11 protein-coding genes are annotated in these 20,618 nt (G+C 66.7%); 3 read left to right on the plus strand and 8 right to left on the minus strand.

Annotated features, from left to right (window positions below; all coding sequences use genetic code 11):
• The first annotated feature begins 5 nt into the window (after positions 1–5).
• Entirely contained in the window at positions 6–1,535 is a 1,530-nt protein-coding gene (nuoM, locus tag EPK82_RS04495; protein WP_037055864.1) for an NADH-quinone oxidoreductase subunit M, read from the plus strand.
• Positions 1,536–1,553: 18 nt separating this feature from the next.
• Entirely contained in the window at positions 1,554–3,038 is a 1,485-nt protein-coding gene (gene nuoN, locus EPK82_RS04500) for an NADH-quinone oxidoreductase subunit NuoN (RefSeq protein WP_047590452.1), read from the plus strand.
• Positions 3,039–3,131: 93 nt separating this feature from the next.
• On the opposite strand, the gene tam is transcribed toward nuoN, so the two are convergent.
• A complete protein-coding gene (gene tam / locus EPK82_RS04505) occupies positions 3,132–3,893 on the minus strand; it encodes a trans-aconitate 2-methyltransferase (protein WP_134675887.1) in 762 nt (253 codons plus the stop codon).
• Between the two features lie 321 nt (positions 3,894–4,214).
• On the opposite strand from tam, the gene EPK82_RS04510 reads away from it, so the two are divergent.
• Positions 4,215–5,222 (plus strand): TRAP transporter substrate-binding protein, encoded by a 1,008-nt coding sequence (locus tag EPK82_RS04510; RefSeq protein WP_037055859.1) that lies wholly within the window; start codon positions 4,215–4,217, stop codon positions 5,220–5,222.
• A gap of 48 nt (positions 5,223–5,270) precedes the next feature.
• Here EPK82_RS04510 and EPK82_RS04515 read toward each other — a convergent pair whose 3' ends face one another.
• The 7 genes from EPK82_RS04515 to EPK82_RS04545 form a co-directional block, all read right to left on the minus strand.
• Positions 5,271–6,764: an efflux transporter outer membrane subunit gene (locus EPK82_RS04515; protein WP_279634966.1), complete on the minus strand. Its 1,494-nt coding sequence runs from the start codon at positions 6,762–6,764 to the stop codon at positions 5,271–5,273.
• Positions 6,761–9,865, minus strand: coding sequence for a multidrug efflux RND transporter permease subunit (locus EPK82_RS04520; RefSeq protein WP_134675888.1), 3,105 nt, complete (start codon positions 9,863–9,865; stop codon positions 6,761–6,763). Before EPK82_RS04520 ends, EPK82_RS04515 begins: the two co-directional genes overlap by 4 nt.
• Before the next feature lie 133 nt (positions 9,866–9,998).
• Entirely contained in the window at positions 9,999–13,091 is a 3,093-nt protein-coding gene (locus tag EPK82_RS04525) for an MdtB/MuxB family multidrug efflux RND transporter permease subunit (RefSeq protein ID WP_134675889.1), read from the minus strand.
• On the minus strand, positions 13,088–14,317 hold the full coding sequence (locus EPK82_RS04530) for an MdtA/MuxA family multidrug efflux RND transporter periplasmic adaptor subunit (RefSeq protein ID WP_134675890.1): 1,230 nt from the start codon (positions 14,315–14,317) through the stop codon (positions 13,088–13,090). The genes EPK82_RS04525 and EPK82_RS04530 overlap by 4 nt, the downstream gene beginning before the upstream one ends.
• Positions 14,318–14,529: 212 nt before the next feature.
• Entirely contained in the window at positions 14,530–15,030 is a 501-nt protein-coding gene (gene tpx, locus EPK82_RS04535; RefSeq protein ID WP_134675891.1) for a thiol peroxidase, read from the minus strand.
• Positions 15,031–15,193: 163 nt separating this feature from the next.
• Positions 15,194–18,871: a translocation/assembly module TamB domain-containing protein gene (locus tag EPK82_RS04540; RefSeq protein WP_134675892.1), complete on the minus strand. Its 3,678-nt coding sequence runs from the start codon at positions 18,869–18,871 to the stop codon at positions 15,194–15,196.
• Positions 18,868–20,595 (minus strand): autotransporter assembly complex protein TamA, encoded by a 1,728-nt coding sequence (locus EPK82_RS04545; protein WP_134675893.1) that lies wholly within the window; start codon positions 20,593–20,595, stop codon positions 18,868–18,870. The genes EPK82_RS04540 and EPK82_RS04545 overlap by 4 nt, the downstream gene beginning before the upstream one ends.
• Positions 20,596–20,618 lie beyond the last annotated feature (23 nt).

Here is a 20,618-nt window from a genome sequence, read left to right on the forward strand (position 1 = left end):
GCCTGATGATTCTGCCCTGGCTAATCCTGATCCCCTTCATCGGCGGCCTGCTGTGCTGGCAAGGCGAGCGCTTCGGCCACGTCCTGCCGCGCTGGATCGCCCTGATCACCATGGGCCTGCTGTTCGGCCTGAGCCTGTGGCTGTGGGTCAGCGGTGATTTCACCCTGGCGCCAGCCCCGGACGGCGGCCCACGCTGGGCCCACGAATTCGTCATCGACTGGATCCCGCGTCTGGGGATAACCATCCACCTGGCGATGGACGGCCTGTCGGTGCTGATGGTGACGCTCACCGGCCTGCTCGGCGTGCTCTCGGTGCTCTGCTCGTGGAACGAGATCCAGAACCGCGTCGGCTTCTTCCACCTCAACCTGATGTGGATTCTCGGCGGCGTGGTCGGCGTGTTCCTCGCCGTCGACCTGTTCCTGTTCTTCTTCTTCTGGGAAATGATGCTGGTGCCGATGTACTTCCTCATCGCGCTCTGGGGTCACAGCGGCAGCGACGGCCGCACCCGCATCACCGCCGCCACCAAGTTCTTCATCTTCACTCAGGCCAGCGGCCTGGTCATGCTGGTGTCGATCCTCGCCCTGGTGTTCGTGCACTTCAACCAGACCGGCGTGCTCAGCTTCAACTACGCCGACCTGCTGCAGACCGAACTGGCGCCAGGCACCGAATACCTGCTGATGCTCGGCTTCTTCGTCGCCTTCGCGGTGAAGTTCCCGGTGGTACCGGTGCATTCCTGGCTGCCCGACGCCCACGCCCAGGCACCGACCGCAGGCTCCGTGGACCTCGCCGGCATCCTGCTGAAAACCGCCGCCTACGGCCTGCTGCGCTTCGCCCTGCCGCTGTTCCCCAACGCCTCGGCGGAGTTCGCGCCGATCGCTCAGTGGCTCGGCGTGTTCGCCATCGTCTACGGCGCCCTGCTGTCCTTCGCGCAGACCGACATCAAGCGCCTGGTGGCCTACTCCAGCGTCTCACACATGGGCTTCGTGCTCATCGCCATCTACTCCGGCAGCCAGATCGCGCTGCAGGGCGCGGTGGTGCAGATGGTCGCTCATGGCCTGTCCGCCGCGGCGCTGTTCATCCTCTGCGGCCAGCTCTACGAGCGCCTGCATACCCGTGACCTGAGCCAGATGGGCGGCATCTGGGCGCGCATGCCCTGGCTGCCGGCCATCAGCCTGTTCTTCGCCGCCGCGGCGCTGGGCCTGCCGGGCACCGGCAACTTCGTCGGCGAGTTCCTCATCCTGATCGGCAGTTTCCCGAGTGCGCCCTGGGTCGTGGTACTGGCCGCCTGCGGCCTGGTGCTCGGCTCGGTGTATGCCCTGGCGATGATTCACCGCGCGTATTTCGGCCCGGTGCGGCAGGAGGCGGCATTGCCCGGCCTGAAAGCCCGCGAACTGTCCATGGTGCTTGGCCTCGGGGCACTGCTGATTCTGCTTGGCGTCTACCCGCAACCGGTGCTCGATACCTCCGCTGCCAGCATGCATGGCGTGCAGCAGTGGCTGGCTGGCGCCCTCGATCAACTCGCCTCGGGCCGGTAGGGTAAGGATTAGAGACTCATGGAACATCACGCTGTCGAATTCACCCTGCAACACCTGATTGCCCTGCTGCCACTGCTGGTGACCAGCCTCACCGTGGTGGTGGTGATGCTGGCCATCGCCGCCAAACGCAATCACACCCTGACCTTCATCCTCTCGGTGGCGGGCCTGAACCTGGCGCTGCTGTCGCTGATTCCGACCCTGGAAGTCACGCCGCTGGCGGTCACCCCCCTGCTGCTGGTCGACAACTTCGCCTGCTACTACATGGCGCTGGTGCTGGCCGCCAGCCTGGCCTGCATCACGCTGATCCACGCCTACCTGGGCGGCGAGTCGGGCAAGGGTTACCCGGGCAACCGCGAGGAGCTGTACCTGCTGGTGCTGCTGTCCGCTGCCGGCGGCCTGGTGCTGGTCAGCGCGCAACACCTGGCCGGGCTGTTCATCGGCCTGGAGCTGCTGTCGGTGCCGACCTACGGCATGATCGCCTACGCCTTCTTCAACAAGCGCTCGCTGGAAGCCGGGATCAAGTACATGGTGCTGTCGGCGGCAGGCAGCGCCTTCCTGCTGTTCGGCATGGCACTGCTGTACGCCGAGTCCGGCAACCTGGCCTTCGCCGACCTCGGCGTCAGCCTGGCACGGGAAAGCACCCTGCTGGTCCAGATCGGCATCGGCATGATGCTCATCGGCCTGGCGTTCAAGCTGTCGCTGGTGCCCTTCCACCTGTGGACGCCGGACGTCTACGAAGGCGCGCCGGCGCCGGTAGCGGCGTTCCTCGCCACCGCCAGCAAGGTGGCGGTGTTCGCCGTGCTGCTGCGCCTGTACCAGATCTCGCCGGCCACCGCTGGCGGCTGGCTGAACGAACTGCTGACGCTGATCGCCATCGCCTCGATCCTGTTCGGCAACCTGCTGGCGCTGCTGCAGAACAACCTCAAGCGTCTGCTCGGTTATTCCTCCATCGCCCACTTCGGCTACCTGCTGGTGGCGCTGGTCGCCAGCCAGGGTCTGGCCGTGGAAGCCATCGGCGTGTACCTGGCCACCTATGTGCTGACCAGCCTCGGCGCGTTCGGCGTGATCACCCTGATGTCCACGCCCTACAGCGGCCGCGATGCCGATGCGCTGTACGAGTACCGGGGCCTGTTCTGGCGCCGTCCGTACCTGACCGCCGTGCTCACGGTGATGATGCTGTCACTGGCCGGCATTCCGCTGACCGCCGGCTTCATCGGCAAGTTCTACGTCATCGCCGCCGGTGTCGAGGCGCAGCTGTGGTGGCTGCTCGGTGCCATGGTGCTGGGCAGTGCCATCGGCGTGTTCTACTACCTGCGGGTGATGGTCACGCTGTTCATGCGCGAACCCAACCTGCATCGCCACGACGCCCCCTTCGACTGGGGCCAGCGCGCCGGCGGCATCATGCTGCTGGTGGTCGCACTGCTCGCCTTCTTCCTCGGCGTGTATCCGCAGCCGTTGCTGGAACTGGTGCAACAGGCCGGACTGGTCGCCCTCGCGCAGTAAGCCAAAGCCCCGCAGATGCGGGGCTTTTTCTTCTCAGGCTCGCCGGGAAAAGTCACTGCGACACTGCGGGCTTAATCGCGACAGCCTGTAGCGCTAGCGCCGGGCCACCAGAAACAGACGCGGGAACGGCAACAGCACGCGCCCATCGGCCTGCTGCGGGTAGGCCTCGGCAATCGCCGCCTGGTAACGCTGCAGGAAGGCGGCCTGCTGCTCGGCATCCAGCGGCTGCAGGAACGGCCGCAGCGCAGTGGACTTGAACCACTCGACCACCGCCCTGGCGTCGTCCAGCACATGGAAGTAGGTGGTGCGCCAGATATCCAGCTCGCTGGCATGCGCGCCGAGGATGTCGTAATAGGCCTGCGCAGTGTGCCGCTCGGGGTGCTGCACATGACCGATACGCGCTGCCCATGGACCATCGGCCGCCACTTCCCTGGCCAGGCGATGCGCCGGTTCCTGCAGGTTGTCCGGCGTCTGGATCGCCAGCCAGCCGCCCGGTGCCAGCTGGGCCAGCAGACGCGGGTAGAGCTGCGCGTGATCGTCCAGCCACTGCAGCGAGGCGTTGGCCAGGATCAGCTGCGGCGCGATGTCGGCCTGCCAGTGCTGGATATCCGCCAGCTGCACGCTGACCTGCGGCAGCCGTTCACGCGCCGCGCGCAGCATGTCCTCGCTGCTGTCGATGGCGACGATGCGCGCCTCGGGGGCATGCGCCTGCAGCACCGCGGTGGAATTGCCGGGGCCGCAGCCCAGGTCCACCGCCTGCTCGATGCCCTCGCGGGGCACAGCCGCCAGGAGATCCTGGACAGGACGGGTACGCTGGCGTTCGAACAGGGAATACTGCGTGGCGGACCAACTCATCGGGGCGCTCCTGGATGACAGAGGGAGCGGCACAGGATAGCAGGGCTGCTGGATACGTTGCGCACCGGCAAGTTTCCGCTGTGTCTTCCCGGGCACATGGCGGTTATCCGCCACCTAATGTGCGCTGGATCACAGCCTTTTCACCATCCCAGGCACTCTGGCGGATATTCGCCACACTGGCATAAGCCTTGCCATGCAGGACTTCAACTCTGGTCGGGTATCGGGTACTGCCGCACCCCTTGCCGTCATTGCGTGCCAGAGTCGACCAACACAGGGCTGCCGAAACGAGCGCCCAAACCGACAAGAAGAAAAGGAAGCAGTATGTTCAATCCAGTCCGCGCCCTGGCCACCTGCGCCCTGGCGTTAGCCGCCTTCAGTGCCAACCCGGCACTGGCCGATGAACCTATCCTGATCAAGTTCTCCCACGTCGTTGCCGATGGCACGCCCAAAGGCCAGGGCGCCCTGCTGTTCAAGCAACTGGTCGAGGAACGCCTGGCTGGCAAGGTAACGGTCGAGGTCTACCCCAATTCCAGCCTCTATGGAGACGCCAACGAGCTCGAAGCCCTGCAGAAGGACGAAGTCCAGCTGCTGGCACCGTCGCTGGCCAAGTTCGAGCAATACACCAAGCAACTGCAGGTCTTCGATCTGCCGTTCCTGTTCGACGACATCGAGGCGGTCAACCGCTTCCAGAAGCGCTCCAAGGGCCGCCAGCTACTGCGCTCCATGGAAGATCACAACATCGTCGGCCTGGCCTACTGGCACAACGGCATGAAGCAGCTCTCGGCAACCCGCGCGCTGCACACGCCAGGCGATGCCAACGGCCTGAGCTTCCGCATTCAGCCTTCGGCGGTGCTGGAGGCGCAGTTCCGCCAGATCGGCGCGAGCAGCCAGAAACTGCCCTTCGCCGAAGTCTTCAACGCGCTCAAGAGTGGCCAGGTACAAGGCGCCGAGAACCCCTGGTCGAACATCTACAGCAAGCAGCTGCACGAGGTGCAACCCTTCATCAGCGAAACCAACCATGGTGTGCTGGACTACATGCTGGTGAGCAACTCGCGCTTCTGGTACAGCATTCCGCACCACATCCGCACCGAACTGGAAGCCATCATCGACGAAGTGACCTACGTGGTGAACCAGCAGGCGGAGGCCGCCAACCAGACCGATCGCCAGCGCATCATCGACTCCGGCCGCAGCCAGGTGATCACCCTCACCGGCGAGGAACGCGAAGCCTGGCGCAACGCCATGCGCCCGGTGTGGCAGCAGTTCGAATCGGTGATCGGCAGCGACGTGATCAAGGCCGCACAGACCGTGAATCGCAAGCAGCACAAGTGATGCGAAAGTGGCGTGGCGGATTCCCGCCACGTCCGCTACTGCGCCTCGTCAGTCAGTCGAGGACGTCTGCTCCTGCAACTGTTCGACCTGCCAGCCGCCGCCCAGTGCCGCGATCAGCTGCACGCTGGCCAGCAGGCGATTGCCCAGTAGCGTCAGGTTCGAGCGTTCGTTGCTCAATGCCGTCGCCTGCACGGTGACCACGCTGTTGTAGTCCACGGTACCGGCACGGTACTGGTTCTCGATCAGGCGCAGCGCTTCGCGCGCCGCATCCAGCGCTTCCTGCTGCACCCCGCTCTCCTGCTCCAGCACGCGCAGCTGCACCAGGTAGTCCTCCACTTCGCGGAAGCTGTCCAGCACGGCCTGGCGGTACTCGGCCACGGTCTGGTCGTAGGCGGCCTCGCTGCGTTCCAGCTCGGCCCGTCGTGCGCCACCGTCGAACAGGGTCAGTGCCAGCTGTGGGCCAAGCGACCAGAAGCGGTTGGGCACCTCGATCCAGTCGGCGAAGCTGCTACCGCGATAACCGCCCGTGGCGGAGAGGCTGAGATCGGGAAACCAGGCTGCTTCGGCCACGCCGATCTGTGCGTTGGCGGCCATCACCCGGCGCTCGGCGGCCGCCACGTCCGGACGTCGCTCCAGCAGTTGCGAGGGCAGCGCCAGCGGTATCGCCGGCAAGGCCGGCAGGCTTTCGCGTGGCGCGATCGACAGCTGCGCCGGGCTGACACCCACCAGTACGGCGATCGCATGCTCCAGCTGAGCGCGTTGCCATTGCAGGTCGATGGCCTGGGCCTGGGTACTCTTGAGCTGGGTGGTGGCCTGGCTCACGTCGGATTTCGGCACGATGCCGGCGCGGTACTGGTTCTCGGTCAGACGCAACGAGCGCGCATAGGCGGCGACCGTGGCATCGAGCAGGCGCGACTGCTCGTCGAGCACCCGCAGTTGCAGGTAGTTCTGCACCAGTTCGCTCTGCAGGCTCAGGCGCGCGGCGGCGAGATCTGCGGCACTGGCCTCGAACTCGGCACGGCTGGCCTCCAGGCCACGGCGCAGCTTGCCCCAGATATCCAGCTCCCACGCCGCGCTGAGGCTCAGGTCATAGCTCTTGCTGATGCCCGATGTGCTGGTGCTGCTGTTCGTCCCCGAGGCGCCCTGTCCCGAACGCGTGACCCCGGCGCTACCGGACAGTGTCGGGTAGAAGCTGGCCCGGGCGCCGCGCACCAGCGCGCGCGCCTGGCGGTACTGAGCCTCGGCGGCCGCCAGGTTCTGGTTGGACAGCTGCAGGCGCTCGACCAGCGCGTTCAGCTCGGCATCGCCGTACAGGGCCCACCAGTTGCCGCGCGCCAGGGCATCGGCCGGGGCCGCCGAGGTCCAGCCCTCGACCTGCTTGAACTGTACCGGCGTGGTCAGTTCGGGGCGCTGATAGTCCGGGCCGAGGGCGCAGCCCGCCAGCAGCCCGAGCAGCAGGATCAGGCTGCAGGAACGCGGCAGGCGCCCGGCCCGGAGCGCACGAGCAGGAGGAAAAACATCTGGGAACTGGACGGGTTTCATAGCGGATTATCCAACGAAGCATCGGTACGCACGCCGCGCCAGCGATTGACGCGATGGCGCAGGCGGTCGAAATAGAGGTAAACCACCGGGGTGGTGTAGAGCGTCAGCAACTGGCTGAGAACCAGGCCGCCGACGATGGTGATGCCCAGCGGCTGGCGCATCTCCGAGCCTTCGGCGCTGCCGAGCACCAGGGGCAAGGCACCGAGAATGGCGGCGAGCGTGGTCATCAGGATCGGCCTGAAGCGCAGCAGGCAGGCCTGGCGGATGGATTCCTGCGGGCCGAGCCGTTCGCCGCGCTCGAGTTGCAGCGCCAGGTCGACCATCAGAATGGCATTCTTCTTGACGATACCGATCAGCAGGAACAGCCCCAGCAGGGAGATCAGGCTGAATTCCATCCCCACCAGCTGCAACGCCAGCAAGGCCCCGACACCGGCCGAAGGCAGCGTGGAGAGGATGGTCAGCGGATGCACGTAGCTCTCGTAGAGCACGCCGAGGACGATGTACACCACCACCAGCGCCAGCAGGATCATCAACGGCTGGTTGCCCTGGGTCTGCTGGAAGGCGGCGCCCGTACCACCCATGGTGCCCTGCACCTCGGTGGGCAGGCCGAGCCGCGCCACCGCATCGTCGATCGCCCGGCTGGCCTGGTCCAGGCTCACGCCTTCGCTCAGGGCGAAACCGATGTTCTCGGAGGCGAACTGCCCCTGGTGGTTGACCCGGTCTTCCTCCAGGCTGCGTTCCCAGTGGGCGAAGGTGGACAACGGCACGCGCGCGCCGTCGGCGGTGATCAGCTGGATCTGATCCAGCGCCTCGGGGTACTGCGCATAGCGCGGGTCGATTTCCATGACCACGCTGTACTGGTTGAGCGCTTCGTAGATGGTCGACACCTGGCGCTGGCTGAAGGCATTGTTGAGCACCGAGGTGATCATGACCATGTCCACGCCCAGGCGTTTCGCCGTCTCACGGTCGACCACCAGGCGTATCTGCTGCGCGCCGTCGTTCTCGCTGGCATCGATGTCGGTCAGCTCGGGCAGCGCCCGCAATGCATCGCGCACCTTGGGCAGCCACTCGCGCAGCGCATCGAGGTCATCGGAGAGGAGCATGTATTCGGTCTCCGAACTGCGCCCTTCGCGCCCGCCGATCTGCAGGTCCTGATCCGGCATGAGGAACATGCGGCCACCGGGCACCTTGGGCACTTCCCTGCGCAGGCGGTTGATCACCTCCTGCGACGACAACCCGCGTTCACCGATGGCCTTGAGCCGCACGATCATGAACGCATTGTTGATGCCACCGCTGCCGCCGATGAAGCCCGCCACGCTGTCCACCGCCGGGTCGGCCAGCACGGCCTTGCGGAAGGCCTCCATCTTCGGCTGCATGACCTGGAACGACAGGCCGTCGTCGCCACGGATGAAACCGATCAGCTGGCCGGTGTCCTGCTGCGGCATGAAGGTCTTGGGAATGCTGACGAACAGGTAGACGTTGAGCGCGATGGTGGCGATGAAGCTCAGCAGCATCAGCAGCGAATGGCGCAGGGCCCAGTCCAGCGTACGCCCGTAGACGGCCAGCACCCGGCTCTGCACGCGGTCGCCCCATTGCTGCAGGCGGCTGCGCGACTGTTCGTCCTCGGCCCTGAGCCAGCGCGCGCAGAGCATCGGCGTCAGGGTCAGCGACACCAGCAGGGAGATCACCACCGCCACCGCGAGGGTGATGGAGAACTCGCGGAACAGGCGCTCGACGATGCCGCCCATGAACAGGATGGAAATGAACACCGCCACCAACGACAGGTTCATCGACAGCAGGGTGAAACCGACCTCGCGCGTGCCCTTCAGGGCCGCCGCCATGGGTGTTTCGCCATCGTGGATGTGGCGGGCGATGTTCTCCAGCACCACGATGGCATCGTCCACCACCAGGCCGGTGGCGATGATCAGCGCCATCAGCGACAGGTTGTTGAGCGAGAACCCCAACAGGTACATCGCGGCGAAACTGCCGATCAGCGAAACCGGTACCGCCAGCGCCGGGATCAGCGCCGCCCGCCAGCGCCCGAGAAACGCCAGCACCACCAGGATCACCAGGCCGACGGCGATCAGCAGGGTCTGCTCGGCTTCATGCAGGGTCGCGCGAATCACCGGCGAACGGTCCATCGCCACCTGCAGCTCGACACTGGCGGGGATCACCTCGCGCAACGCCGGCAGTTGCTCGCGGATATCGCTGATGGTCTGCAGGATGTTCGCCCCGCTCTGCCGGTTGATCACCAGCAGCACGGACTCGCGGTCATTGTAGAAGCCGCTGTTGTAACGGTCCTCGACGCCATCGGTCACCGTGGCCACGTCGCCGAGGCGCACGGCGGCACCATCCTGATAGCGAATGATCATCGGGATGTAGTCGGCGGCCTTGGCCAGCTGGTCGCTGGCCTGCACCTGCCAGCGACGCTGCTCGTCCTCCACCGCCCCCTTGGGACGCAGCGCGTTGCTGGAGGCGATGGTCTGGCGCACCTCGTCGAGGGCGATGCCGTAGTGATCGAGCAGGCGCGGCTCCAGCGACACGCGCACGGCAGGCAGGGAGCTGCCGCCGACCTGGACTTCACCCACGCCACCGACCTGCGCCAGCTTCTGCGCGAGGATGGTCGAGGCCACATCGTACAGCTGCCCCTTGTCGAGGTTCGGGCTGGTCAGCGAAAGCACCATGATCGGTGCCTGCGACGGGTTGATCTTGCGGTAGGTGGGCATGGTGCGCATGCCGCTGGGCAGCAGGTCACGGGCCGCGTTGATCGCTGCCTGTACTTCGCGGGCCGCGGTATTGATGTCCTTGTCCAGGTCGAACTGCACCATGATCCGCGTGCTGCCCTGGCTGCTGCGGCTGTTCATCTGGCTGATGCCGGAAATGCTGCCGAGCGAGCGTTCCAGCGGCGTGGCCACGGTGGAGGCCATGATCTGCGGGCTGGCGCCAGGCAGGCTGGCCTGCACGGTGATGGTCGGAAAGTCCATCTGCGGCAGCGGCGCCACCGGCAGCAGGCCGAAGCTGACGCCACCGAGCAGCATGATCGCCAGGCTCAGCAGCAAGGTCGCCACCGGGCGACGGATGAAGGGGGCAGAAAGATTCATGGGCGCACGCTCTGCTCCCTCTCCCATTCATGGGAGAGGGCTGGGGAGAGGGTCACCAACGCGACGCGATACCCACCCTCTCCCCCGGCCCCTCTCCCGCAAGCGAGAAAGGGGAGGAAAAGCCCGGCACCGCTCATACCGACACCCCGGCGCCGCTGCGCCCGCTGAAGCGGCGCGACAGCCGATCGAAGTACAGATAGATCACCGGCGTGGTGAACAGCGTCAGCACCTGGCTGAGCAGCAGGCCGCCGACCATCACCAGACCCAGCGGCTGGCGCAGCTCGGCACCGGAGCCCGAGGCCAGCATCAGCGGAATGGCACCGAACAGCGCCGCCAGGGTGGTCATCAGGATCGGCCGGAAACGCAGCAGGGCCGCCTGGTAGATGGCGTCCTGCGGCGCCATGCCCTGATTGCGTTCGGCCTCCAGGGCGAAGTCGATCATCATGATCGCGTTCTTCTTGACGATGCCGATCAGCAGGATGATGCCGATGATCGCGATCAGCCCCAGGTCGTTGCCGGTGAGCAGCAGGGCCAGCAAGGCGCCGACCCCGGCCGACGGCAGCGTGGAGAGAATGGTGATCGGGTGGATGTAGCTCTCGTAGAGCACGCCGAGCACGATGTACATGGTGACGATGGCCGCCAGGATCAGCAGCAGGGTCGATGACAGCGACGCACGGAATGCCTCGGCCGCCCCCTGGAACTGGGTGTTGATGCCACCCGGCAGGCCGATGTCCTGCTCGACGCGCTCGATCACCGCCACGGCTTCACCGAGCGAAACGCCGGGCGCCAGGTTGAACGACAGGGTCACGGCGGGGAACTGACCGATGTGGTTGATCAGCAGGCTGGCCGGGCGCTCCTCGATGTGCGCCAGGGACGACAGCGGCACCTGCAGGCCATCCGTGGTAGGTACATGGATCTGGCGCAGCGCGGCCAGACCGATACGCCCGCCGTCACGGCTTTCCAGAACCACGCGGTATTGACTGGCCTGGGTATAGATGGTGCTGATCTGGCGCTGGCCGAAGGCGTCGTACAGCGCATCGTCGATATCGCCGACGCTGATGCCGAGGCGCGCGGCGGCGTCGCGGTCGATGTCCAGGTACACCTGCAGGCCACGGTTCTGCAGGTCGCTGGCGACGTCGGTCAGCGCTTCCTGTTCACGCAGCGCCTCGACCAGGCGCGGTGTCCAGGTTTCCAGCAGGTCGTTGTCCGGCGACTCCAGGGTGAACTGGAACTGGGTCCGGCTGATGCGATCCTCGATGGTCAGGTCCTGCACCGGCTGCATGTACAGCTCGATACCGGGGACCTTCGCCAGCTCCGGACGCAGCCGCTCGATCACCTCGCTGGCGGTGACATCGCGCTCGGCATGGGTCTTCAGGTTGATCAGCAGGCGCCCGCTGTTGAGCGTCGGGTTGTCGCCGTCCACGCCGATCGACGACGACAGGCTGGCCACCGCCGGATCACGCAGGATCACATCGGCCAGGCGCTGCTGGCGCTCGCTCATGGCAGTGAAGGACACCGACTGCGGCGCCTCGGAGATGCCCTGGATCACGCCGGTGTCCTGCACCGGGAAGAAGCCCTTGGGCACCGCCAGGTAGAGCAGCACGGTCAGGCCCAGGGTCGCCACGGCCACCAGCAGGGTCAGCGCCTGATGCCGCAAGACCCAGGACAGACCCACCCCGTAGCGCTCGATCATGGCATCGATGAAGCCACCCGCCAGGTGGTAGAAGCGCCCTTCCTGCTCGGGCCGTTCCACCTTGAGCAGGCGTGCGCACATCATCGGCGTCAGGGTCAGCGACACCACCAGGGAAATCAGGATCGCCACCGCCAGGGTGATGGCGAACTCGCGGAACAGGCGGCCGACGACATCGGCCATGAACAGCAGCGGAATCAGCACGGCGATCAGCGACAGGGTCAGCGAGACCAGGGTGAAACCGATCTGCCGGGCGCCCTTGAGCGCGGCGTTCAGCGGCGTCTCGCCCTCCTCCAGATGGCGGGCGATGTTCTCCAGCATGACGATGGCATCGTCGACCACGAAACCGGTGGCGATGGTCAGCGCCATCAGCGTCAGGTTGTTGATGGTGAAACCGGCCAGGTACATCACCGCGAAGGTGCCGATCAGCGACAGCGGCACGACGATGGACGGGATGATGGTCGCCGACAGCTTGCGCAGGAACAGGAAGGTCACCATCACCACCAGAGCGATGGCCAGCAGCAGTTCGTGCTGCACGTCGCGCACGGCGGCGCGGATGGTTTGCGTGCGGTCGGTGAGCACCTTGACCTCGACGCTTGCCGGCAGGCCTTCGGTGAGGTGTGGCAGCAGCGTCTGGATACGGTCGACCACGTCGATCACGTTCGCGCCGGGCTGGCGCTGGACGTTGACCAGCACCGCCTGGTTGCGATTGGCCCAGGCCGCCAGGCGCTCGTTCTCGGCGCCATCGACGATCTCGGCGACGTCCTTCAGGCGCAGCGCGGCGCCGTCCTGGTAGGTGAGGATCAACTCGCGGTACTCGTCCACCGACTTCAGCTGGTCGTTGGCATCGAGCTGCGAAACCCGCGTCGGCCCGTCGAAGTTGCCCTTGGGCTGGTTGACGTTGCTGGCGGTGATCAGCGTGCGCACGTCGGCCAGGCTCAGGCCATAGGCCGCCAGCGCCTCGGGATTGACCCGGATGCGCACCGCCGGACGCTGCCCGCCGGCCAGGGTCACCAGGCCCACGCCGCTGGTCTGCGCCAGTTTCTGCGCCAGGCGGGTATCGACCAGGTCGTTGATCTGCGGCAACGGCAGCGTGGTCGAACTGACCGCCAGAGTCAGTACCGGGGTATCGGCCGGGTTGACCTTGTTGTACACCGGAGGCGCCGGCAGATCGCTGGGCAGCAGATTGCTCGCCGCGTTGATCGCCGCCTGCACCTCCTGCTCCGCCACCGCCAGCGACACTTCCAGATTGAAGCGCAGGGTGATCACCGAGGCGCCGCCGGAGCTGGTCGAGGACATCTGCTTGAGGCCGGCCATCTGCCCGAACTGGCGCTCCAGCGGCGCCGTCACCGCGCTGGTCATCACGTCCGGGCTGGCGCCTGGATAGAGGGTCAGCACGCGGATGGTCGGGTAGTCCACTTCCGGCAGGGCCGACACCGGCAACAGGCGATAGGCGATCAGGCCGCTGAGGAAGATCGCCACCATCAGCAGCGTGGTGGCGACCGGCCGCAGGATGAACGGGCGCGAGATGTTCATGCGTCGTTCCGCGCTGCGGCCTTGCCCGGTTTGCCCTTGCCTGCCGCGTCGCCGGCCTGCGTGGCGCTGGCGTCGATCACCTCGACCTGGCTGCCGTCGCGCAGGCGGTCGGTGCCCTCGAGCACCAGGCGCTCACCGGGCTGAACGCCTCCGGCCACCATGCTGCGCTCGGCATCGCTGGCGGCGATCGTCACCTGGCGCACACTGACCTTGCTGTCGCTGTCGACCACGTAGACGAAGGTGCCCTGGGTACCGAATTGCACGGCAGCCGACGGAATGATGGTGGCGGCCTCGCGGGTTTCCACGCGCAGGCGCACGTTGACGAACTGGTTGGGGAACAGCATCTGCTCGGCGTTGGCGAAACGCGCCTTGAGCTTGACCGTGCCGGTGGCGGTGTCGATCTGGTTGTCCAGACTCTCCAGCACGCCCTCGGCCAGGCGCAGGCGCTCACCGCGATCCCAGGCTTCGACGGCCAGGGTCGCGCCTTCGTTGCGGCGCTTGAGCACCGCCGGCAGATCCCCTTCGGGAATGGTGAAGATCACCGCGATCGGATCGGCCTGGGTGATCACCACCAGCGGCGTGGTATCGCCGCTGCTGACCAGGTTGCCGAGGTCCAGCTGGCGCAACCCCAGGCGTCCAGCGATGGGCGCGCGGATCTGGGTGAAATCCAGGTTCAGCCTGGCCGTGGCCACGTCGGCCTGGTTGCTCTGCAGGCTGCCACGATACTGGTTGACCAGCGCCTGCTGGGTATCGAGGGTCTGCTTGGCGATGCTGTCTTCGGCGTAGAGCCCCTTGTAGCGCTGCAGGTCCAGTTCGGCATTCTTCAGTTGCGCCTGGTTTTCCTGCAACGCGCCTTGTGCCTGCTGCAGCGCCACCTGATAAGGACGCGGGTCGATCACTGCCAGCAGGTCGCCAGCCTTGACCTGCTGGCCCTCCTCGAACAGCACCTTGACCAGTTCGCCGTCGACGCGCGAACGCACGTTGACCGTGTTGTAAGAGGTCACCGTGCCGAGCGCCTTGAGTTCGATGGCGAAGTCACCCTGCACCACCGGCGCCACCCGCACCGGGACCGGGCCCGTGTCACCGAAGCGGCCCCGCCCCATCTGCTGCTTCTGTGGCTCGCTCGGCCAGAACCACCACAGCAGCACGAGCGACAAAGCGAGCAGTGCCAGGCCGATCAGCCACTGGCGAGAGGTATTCGAGGGGGATGGAGAAACGTTCGACATGGCAGGCGTGGGATCACTTTTTCTGGGAGTCGGCACGATAAGCACTCGCCCGCGTCAAGCAAAGCCCATTTACCGGCTATTTACGCTGCGCTTACGTAACCAACTGTTTGCGTCCGGCCTTGGCCGGAGATTGGCCAGCAAGGCGGACGCCTTATGCGGCAGCAACGAAAACGGCCTGCAGAGCAGGCCGTTTTCAGGTGACGCCTGGCGACTTACTTCAGCACGGCCAGGGCAGCGGCATAGTTCGGCTCGTCGGCGATCTCGCCAACCAGCTCGCTGTGCAGCACCTTGTCGTTCTCGTCGAGCACCACCACGGCGCGCGCGGCCAGGCCGGTCAGCGGGCCACTGGCGATGGCCACGCCGTAATCCTTGAGGAAACCGGCGCCGCGCAGGGTGGACAGGTTGACCACGCTTTCCAGGCCTTCCGCACCGCAGAAACGCGCCTGGGCGAACGGCAGGTCAGCGGAGATGCACAGCACCACGGTGTTGTTCAGCTGGCCGGCTTCGGCGTTGAAGGTGCGCACGGAGGTCGCACAGGTCGGCGTGTCGACACTCGGGAAGATGTTCAGCACCTTGCGTTTCCCGGCCAGGCTGGCCAGGGTGACGTCGCTCAGGTCGCCTGCGACCAGGCTGAAGGCCGGAGCCTGTTGGCCCGCTTGCGGCAGCTGGCCGTCGACCTGCACCGGGTTGCCTTTGAGAGTGACTTGCGCCATGGGAATTTTCCTTATCGTTCAGGGAGTTGAAGGGCGGATAGGTGACTTGGGCGGCACGCTGACGAGCGCCCTGTCGAATGGCAGGTCACGGCCCGACCATCCGTCCAGACTAGCGCAGAAGCGCGGCCGATACACCTGCGAGCATGTAGGGATATAGCAAAAATCAGAAGTCTCGCCGGTAGAACAGGTCCAGCGAACTGGCCAGGCCACTGGCCGCCTCGAGATACAGGCGGCGGGTCAGCTCGTAGCGCAGCGCGATGGTGTTGGCCGGCTCGAACACCCCCACGCCATAGCGCAGGCTGAGGCGGTCGGTGAGGTTGCCGCTGGCCACCACGCTGGTGGTCAGGCCGCTGCCCTCGGTATCCAGCTGGAAGTCCTTGATGCCCAGGCTGCCTGCCAGGCTGGTGGTCAGCGAACTGCTACCCGCCAGGCCCAGCGCCAGGGCCGCCTGACCAAGCATGTTGTTGTCGCCGCTGCCCTGCCCCATCGGCCGCCCCAGCACCAGATAGGACAACGCCTGCTCCTGGCTCATGGCCGGCTCGGCGAATACCGTGGTGCTGGGTTGTTCGGCACTGCCGGACAGGCGAATGCCGGCCACCACGTTGTCCACGCGGCGAATCGCCTCGACATCGAGGAACGGCTGATCGATCGGCCCGGTGAACAGCAGGCGCGCGCGGCGGATGGTCAGGCGCTGACCGTAGGCGCGGTAGCGACCATTGACCAGGTCCAGTTCACCACGGGTGTCGAGGTCGTCGCCGATGTGCATGCGGCCGTGCAGATCGGCGCTCAGGCCAAAGCCGCTGAAGGCCAGCTTGTCCTGGCCGACCTCGACGTCGACGTCCATGGCGATGCCCAGGCCCTGCTCGGCCAGCGGTTCCTCGCGACCGACCACCCGGGCATCGCCGGACAGCTTCACCGTGGACGGCGGCAGTTCACGCACGCTGATCAGGCCACGCGGCACGCCCACCTTGCCGCTGACGGCCAGATGCTGCTCGCGCAACTGCAGGCGCAGGTCGGGCTCGACCTCCAGCTCGGCGTAGGGCTCCACCTTGACCGGCAGGCGCTGGCCTTGCAGGGTCAGCTCTGCGCTCAGCCCGGCGGCCCAGTTCAGTTGCCCGTTCAGCAGGCCACTGCCCTGCTCCCCACTGCGCCAGTTGCCGGACAGCTGCACCTGCTCACCGGCGATCAGCGCCTGTACCTGCAGTGCCTCGAGGCTCACCGGCAACGCGCTTCCGGCCAGTGCACCGCCCTCCAGACGCAGCTGGCCATCGATCTGCGGCGCCAGCAACCCGCCCGCCAGCCTGCCAGCGCCCTGCAGGCGGCCTTCGAGTGTTTCCGCCATCGGCACGAAGGGGCGCAGCACGGCCAGGTCGAAGCCGCTCAGGCGGAACTCGCCGCTGATCGGCTTGCTCTGCGGCCGTGGGTCGATCCGCGCCTGCAGCGACAGCTCACCCAGGCGCTCGCTGAGGAAACGCAGCTGGCTGTCGACCCGTTGCGGGCGCAGGCTGCTCTCCAGACGCAGGCTGTCATAGGGGAAATCCAGCCACTGCTCCTGCTCCGGCTGCCGGATACGCAGGGTGCCGGCACCGGCGTCGAGGGTGATCTCGCCATTGGGGCCGCTTTCGCGCAGATCGACCTTGAGCCGGCCGTCCAGCTGCCCTTGCCAGGCAAAATCCTCGGGCAGCCAGGGTTGCAGGCTGGCCAGTGGGAAGTCCTGCAGGCGCCAGTCGAGACTGGGCTGCGGCATCAGCCGCTGCTGGCCACCACACAGGCTGGCCGCACCGGACTGCCAGCAGTGTGCACCCAGGTTCAGCCGGCCGCTGGCCAGGCGTTCCAGGCTGGCGGCCTGTTGCAGCTGCCAGTCCTGGCCACCGCTCTGGACACGGCCGCTGGCGATACGCCCTCGCCAGTCGCCCTGCTCACCGAGCCGGCCATCCAGCGCCAGCGCCAGTGTCAGCAACGGCCCTTGCAGGTCCAGCTGCAGCGCCTGGCGTTGCAGGTCGCCACGCGCTTCGGCCTGCAAGCGCCCGAGCAGGGTGTCACCAATGCGGATACCCCGCAGGTTCAAGGCGATGTCCGCCTGCTGGCGGGCATCCAGCGTCGCATCCAGTTGCAGGCGACGCACGCTGGGCTCGCCGAATGCCAGCCGCTCCCCGGTCAAGGCCAACTGCCCCTGTGCAGCCTGCCGGCTGCCGGCCAGCGCCAGGCGCCCCTGCAGCTGCCCCTGCAGGCCGGGCCAGAGCTGCCCGAGACGTGGCAACGCCAGGTCCAGCTGGCCACGCAAGCGCTGCTCGAGCGCGCCCTGGCCGCTGATGCGATTGTCGCCCAGGCGCACCGACAGCCGATCCAGCTGCCAGTGTTCGCCACTCCCGGCCCCCTGCACCTGAAGCTGCGCAGGCTGGCCGCGCAGACGACCGTTGAGGTCGATATCGGCGCGCGCCTGCAATACGTCCGCGGCGAAGCGCCCCGAGGTGTTCAGCGGGCCTGCCAGCCTGCCCGGCATCTCCGCCAGCCAGTAGCCGGGATCGAACTCGCTGAGCTGCAGCATCGCCTGCCAGTCGATGCCCGTGGCGAAGCCAAGCCTGACCACACCCTCCGCTCGTCCCTGCCCGGCCACCAGCTGCAACTGGGGCAGACTGACCTGGCCAAGATCGCCGCTGACCGGGCTGCTCAGGCTGAACTCACCGGCCGGCCCCTGCAGCTGTGCGCTGAAGTTACCCAGGTAGTTGCCCTCGCTGAAACTCATCTCGGCCTGCAGGCGGTGCAGCGCCACCGGGGGCGGCTGGTCCAGCGGGTAGAGGCGCTGCCAGGGAAAGTCCTGCCAGTCCAGCCGCGCATCGATGCTGAACACGTCGCTCCAGTCCAGTGTGCCGTCGAGCTGCACATGCTGCTCCTCGGCCTGGATGCGCAGCGCGTCGATCTTCGCCCCCTGGGCATCGACGCGGCCGCTGAGCTGCACCGGCATGGGCGCCTGCTCGGCCGGCAGGCTGGCCGTGCCGTCGATGCGATAGCCGGCAGCCAGGTCGCCCCTGGCCTGCAGGTCCAGGTCGCGCAGCTGCAGGGTCGCCGGCAAGGCGCTGCTGGCCTGGAACTCGCGACTGCTTAGATGCAGTTCCGCCGGCAGCTGCTCGGCCAGCGCCTGCACCTTGCCCTGAATGCGCGCATCCAGGTAGCCGCTGCTGTTTGCGCTGAGTTGCAGGGTGCCCTGCAGCTCGCCCGCCACCTGCAAGGCGACCTGCCAGGGCCTGTCATCGATCTGCGGCAGTTGCAGACGACCACTCAGGGCCAGCGGCCAGTCGCCCTGTGGCGTCAGTTGACCGCTGACCTCCAGCTGCAGCTCGTCACGCTGCAAGGTCAGGCGCTGCAGATCGACGGCCTGCTCGTTCCAGTTGCCGATCAGCTGCAACTCCGTCAACTGCGACTGTCCGTCCAGGCGCAGCTCACCCAGACGGACATCTCCGAGCTGCAGGCGCAGGGGCAACTTCAGGCTCGGCAGGCGCAGCGGTGCGGCGCTCGCCTCGCTCGGCGGCACGCTCAGCGCGGCCTGCTTGAGATGCACGCGGTCGAGGCACAGGGTCAGGCGCAGCAGGCAGGAAGGTGACCAGGCGAAGTCCACTCGCTGCAACTGCAGCTGCGTATCCGCCTGTTGCCAACGCACACGTTCAGCCTGCCAGGCGCCGCCCAGACGACCGCTGAAGTGCTCGACCTCGAGCCCCGGCACTTGGGCCAGCAGCCAGCGACTGCCTCCCTGCGTACCGAGCAGCCCCGCCAGCGTGGTGCCCAGTACCAGCAGCAGCCCCAGTGAAGCGGCCAGCAGGCCTTTCAGCAGGCGCCGCGTCATAGCTCGGGCCCCATGGAGAAATGCAGGCGGATGTCGCCATCGTCGTCCAGGGCGTGGGCCAGGTCCAGGCGCAGCGGCCCGACGGGCGACACCCAGCGCACGCCGAAGCCGACCCCGGTCTTCAGCGTTGGCAGCTCCAGCGAGTTGAAGGCATTGCCCTGGTCGATGAAGGTCGCCAGGCGCCATTTGTCCGTGAGGCTGTACTGGTACTCGGCGCTGACGGCGAACAGGTAGCGGCCGCCGATCTTGTCGCCCTGGTTGTTCTCCGGCGACAGGGTCTGGTAGTCGTAGCCCCGCACGCTCTGGTCGCCGCCGGCGAAGAAGCGCAAGGACGGCGGCACGGCGGTGAAGCCGTTGGTCTCGGTGCCGCCGAACTGCACGCGACCGAGCAGGCGATGGTTGTCGAACAGCGTGGTCAGCCCCTTGAGCATGACGTTGCCGTGCAGCACATTGGCGTCGGACAGCACCCCGTCCACGGCGCCACGCAGATCGAACTGCAGGCGATAGCCCTGATTCGGATCGAGCCGGTTGTCGCTGCGCAGCAACGAATAGCTGGCGCCCGGCATCAGCAGGGTACTGAGGCCGGAATCGTCGCCCAGGCGATACTCCTCGCGCTGCCACTTGACCGAGAGCACCCGCTGCCAGCCTCCGGAGCGCTGGCTGTGCCATTCCGGCCCCAGGGTGAGCAGGCGGCTGAGGCTGTCCTTGCTGGCCAGTTCCTCGTACTGATAGCCACCCGCCAGGCGCAGCTTGTCCGTCAGCGGCGGATCGCCCGGTATGTCGTACCACAGCCCGACGTTCTGCCGTGGCGCCGACAACTCGCTTTCTATGCCATAGCTATGCCCTTGCGGGTTGCGCCAGTGGCGTGTCCAGTTGGCCCGCAGGCGCGGCCCGACGTCGGTGGAGAAACCCAGGCCCAGCCCCATGGTGCGCGGCTCGCGCACCTGCAGTGCCACCGTGACGGGAATGCGCTGCTGATCAGCCTGCGTGGGGATGGCGTCGACCCGTACCGATTCGAAGTAGCCGCTGGATTGCAACGCCTGGTACAGCTCGGCGATCAGTTCGGAGTCGTAGGGCGTGTCCGCCTCGAACGGCGCCATGCGCCGCAGCAGCGCTTCGTCGAAGGGGAAATCGCCAGTGAAGCTGAGATCACCCAGGCGGTAGCGCGGCCCGCTGACGAACACCAGCTCGATGTCGGCCACCCCGGCGTCCGGGTCGATCAGCAGACTCTGCCGGGAAAAACGGCCATCGAAGAAGCCATAGCGCGAGGCCTGGTTCTGGATCAGTCGCTTGGCATCCTCGTAGCGCCCATGGTTGAGCACCGCGCCCGGCTGCAGACGGCTGGCGCTGGGCACGCGAAAGGCCGCCAGGTCACTCGCCGGCCCCTCGATTCGGATATCGACGGTGCGCAGGCGTACACGCTCGCCGGGCTCGACCTCCAGCACCAGGCGCGGCGGCTCACCGTCGTCAACATGGCTGCGGATACGTGCCTGGTAGTAGCCCAGCGCCTGGGCGGCCTTGTCGGCCTCGCCCTCGACGATGCGCCGCAGACGGCGCAATGCCTGCCGGTCGCGCCCGTCCAGGCTGCCGACATAACCTTCGATATTGGCTTTCAGAGCGGCGTTGCTCGGGGTAATCCGTACGTCCAGTTCGTTCGCGGCGAAAGCCCCCGAACTGATCAGCAACAGCGCCAGGCTGCGCCTGATATGTCCATATACACTCATGGCGGGGGATGCTACCACGGAGC

Origin of the sequence: Ectopseudomonas khazarica, assembly GCF_004521985.1 — a bacterium.
GTDB classification, from domain to species: domain Bacteria; phylum Pseudomonadota; class Gammaproteobacteria; order Pseudomonadales; family Pseudomonadaceae; genus Aquipseudomonas; species Aquipseudomonas khazarica.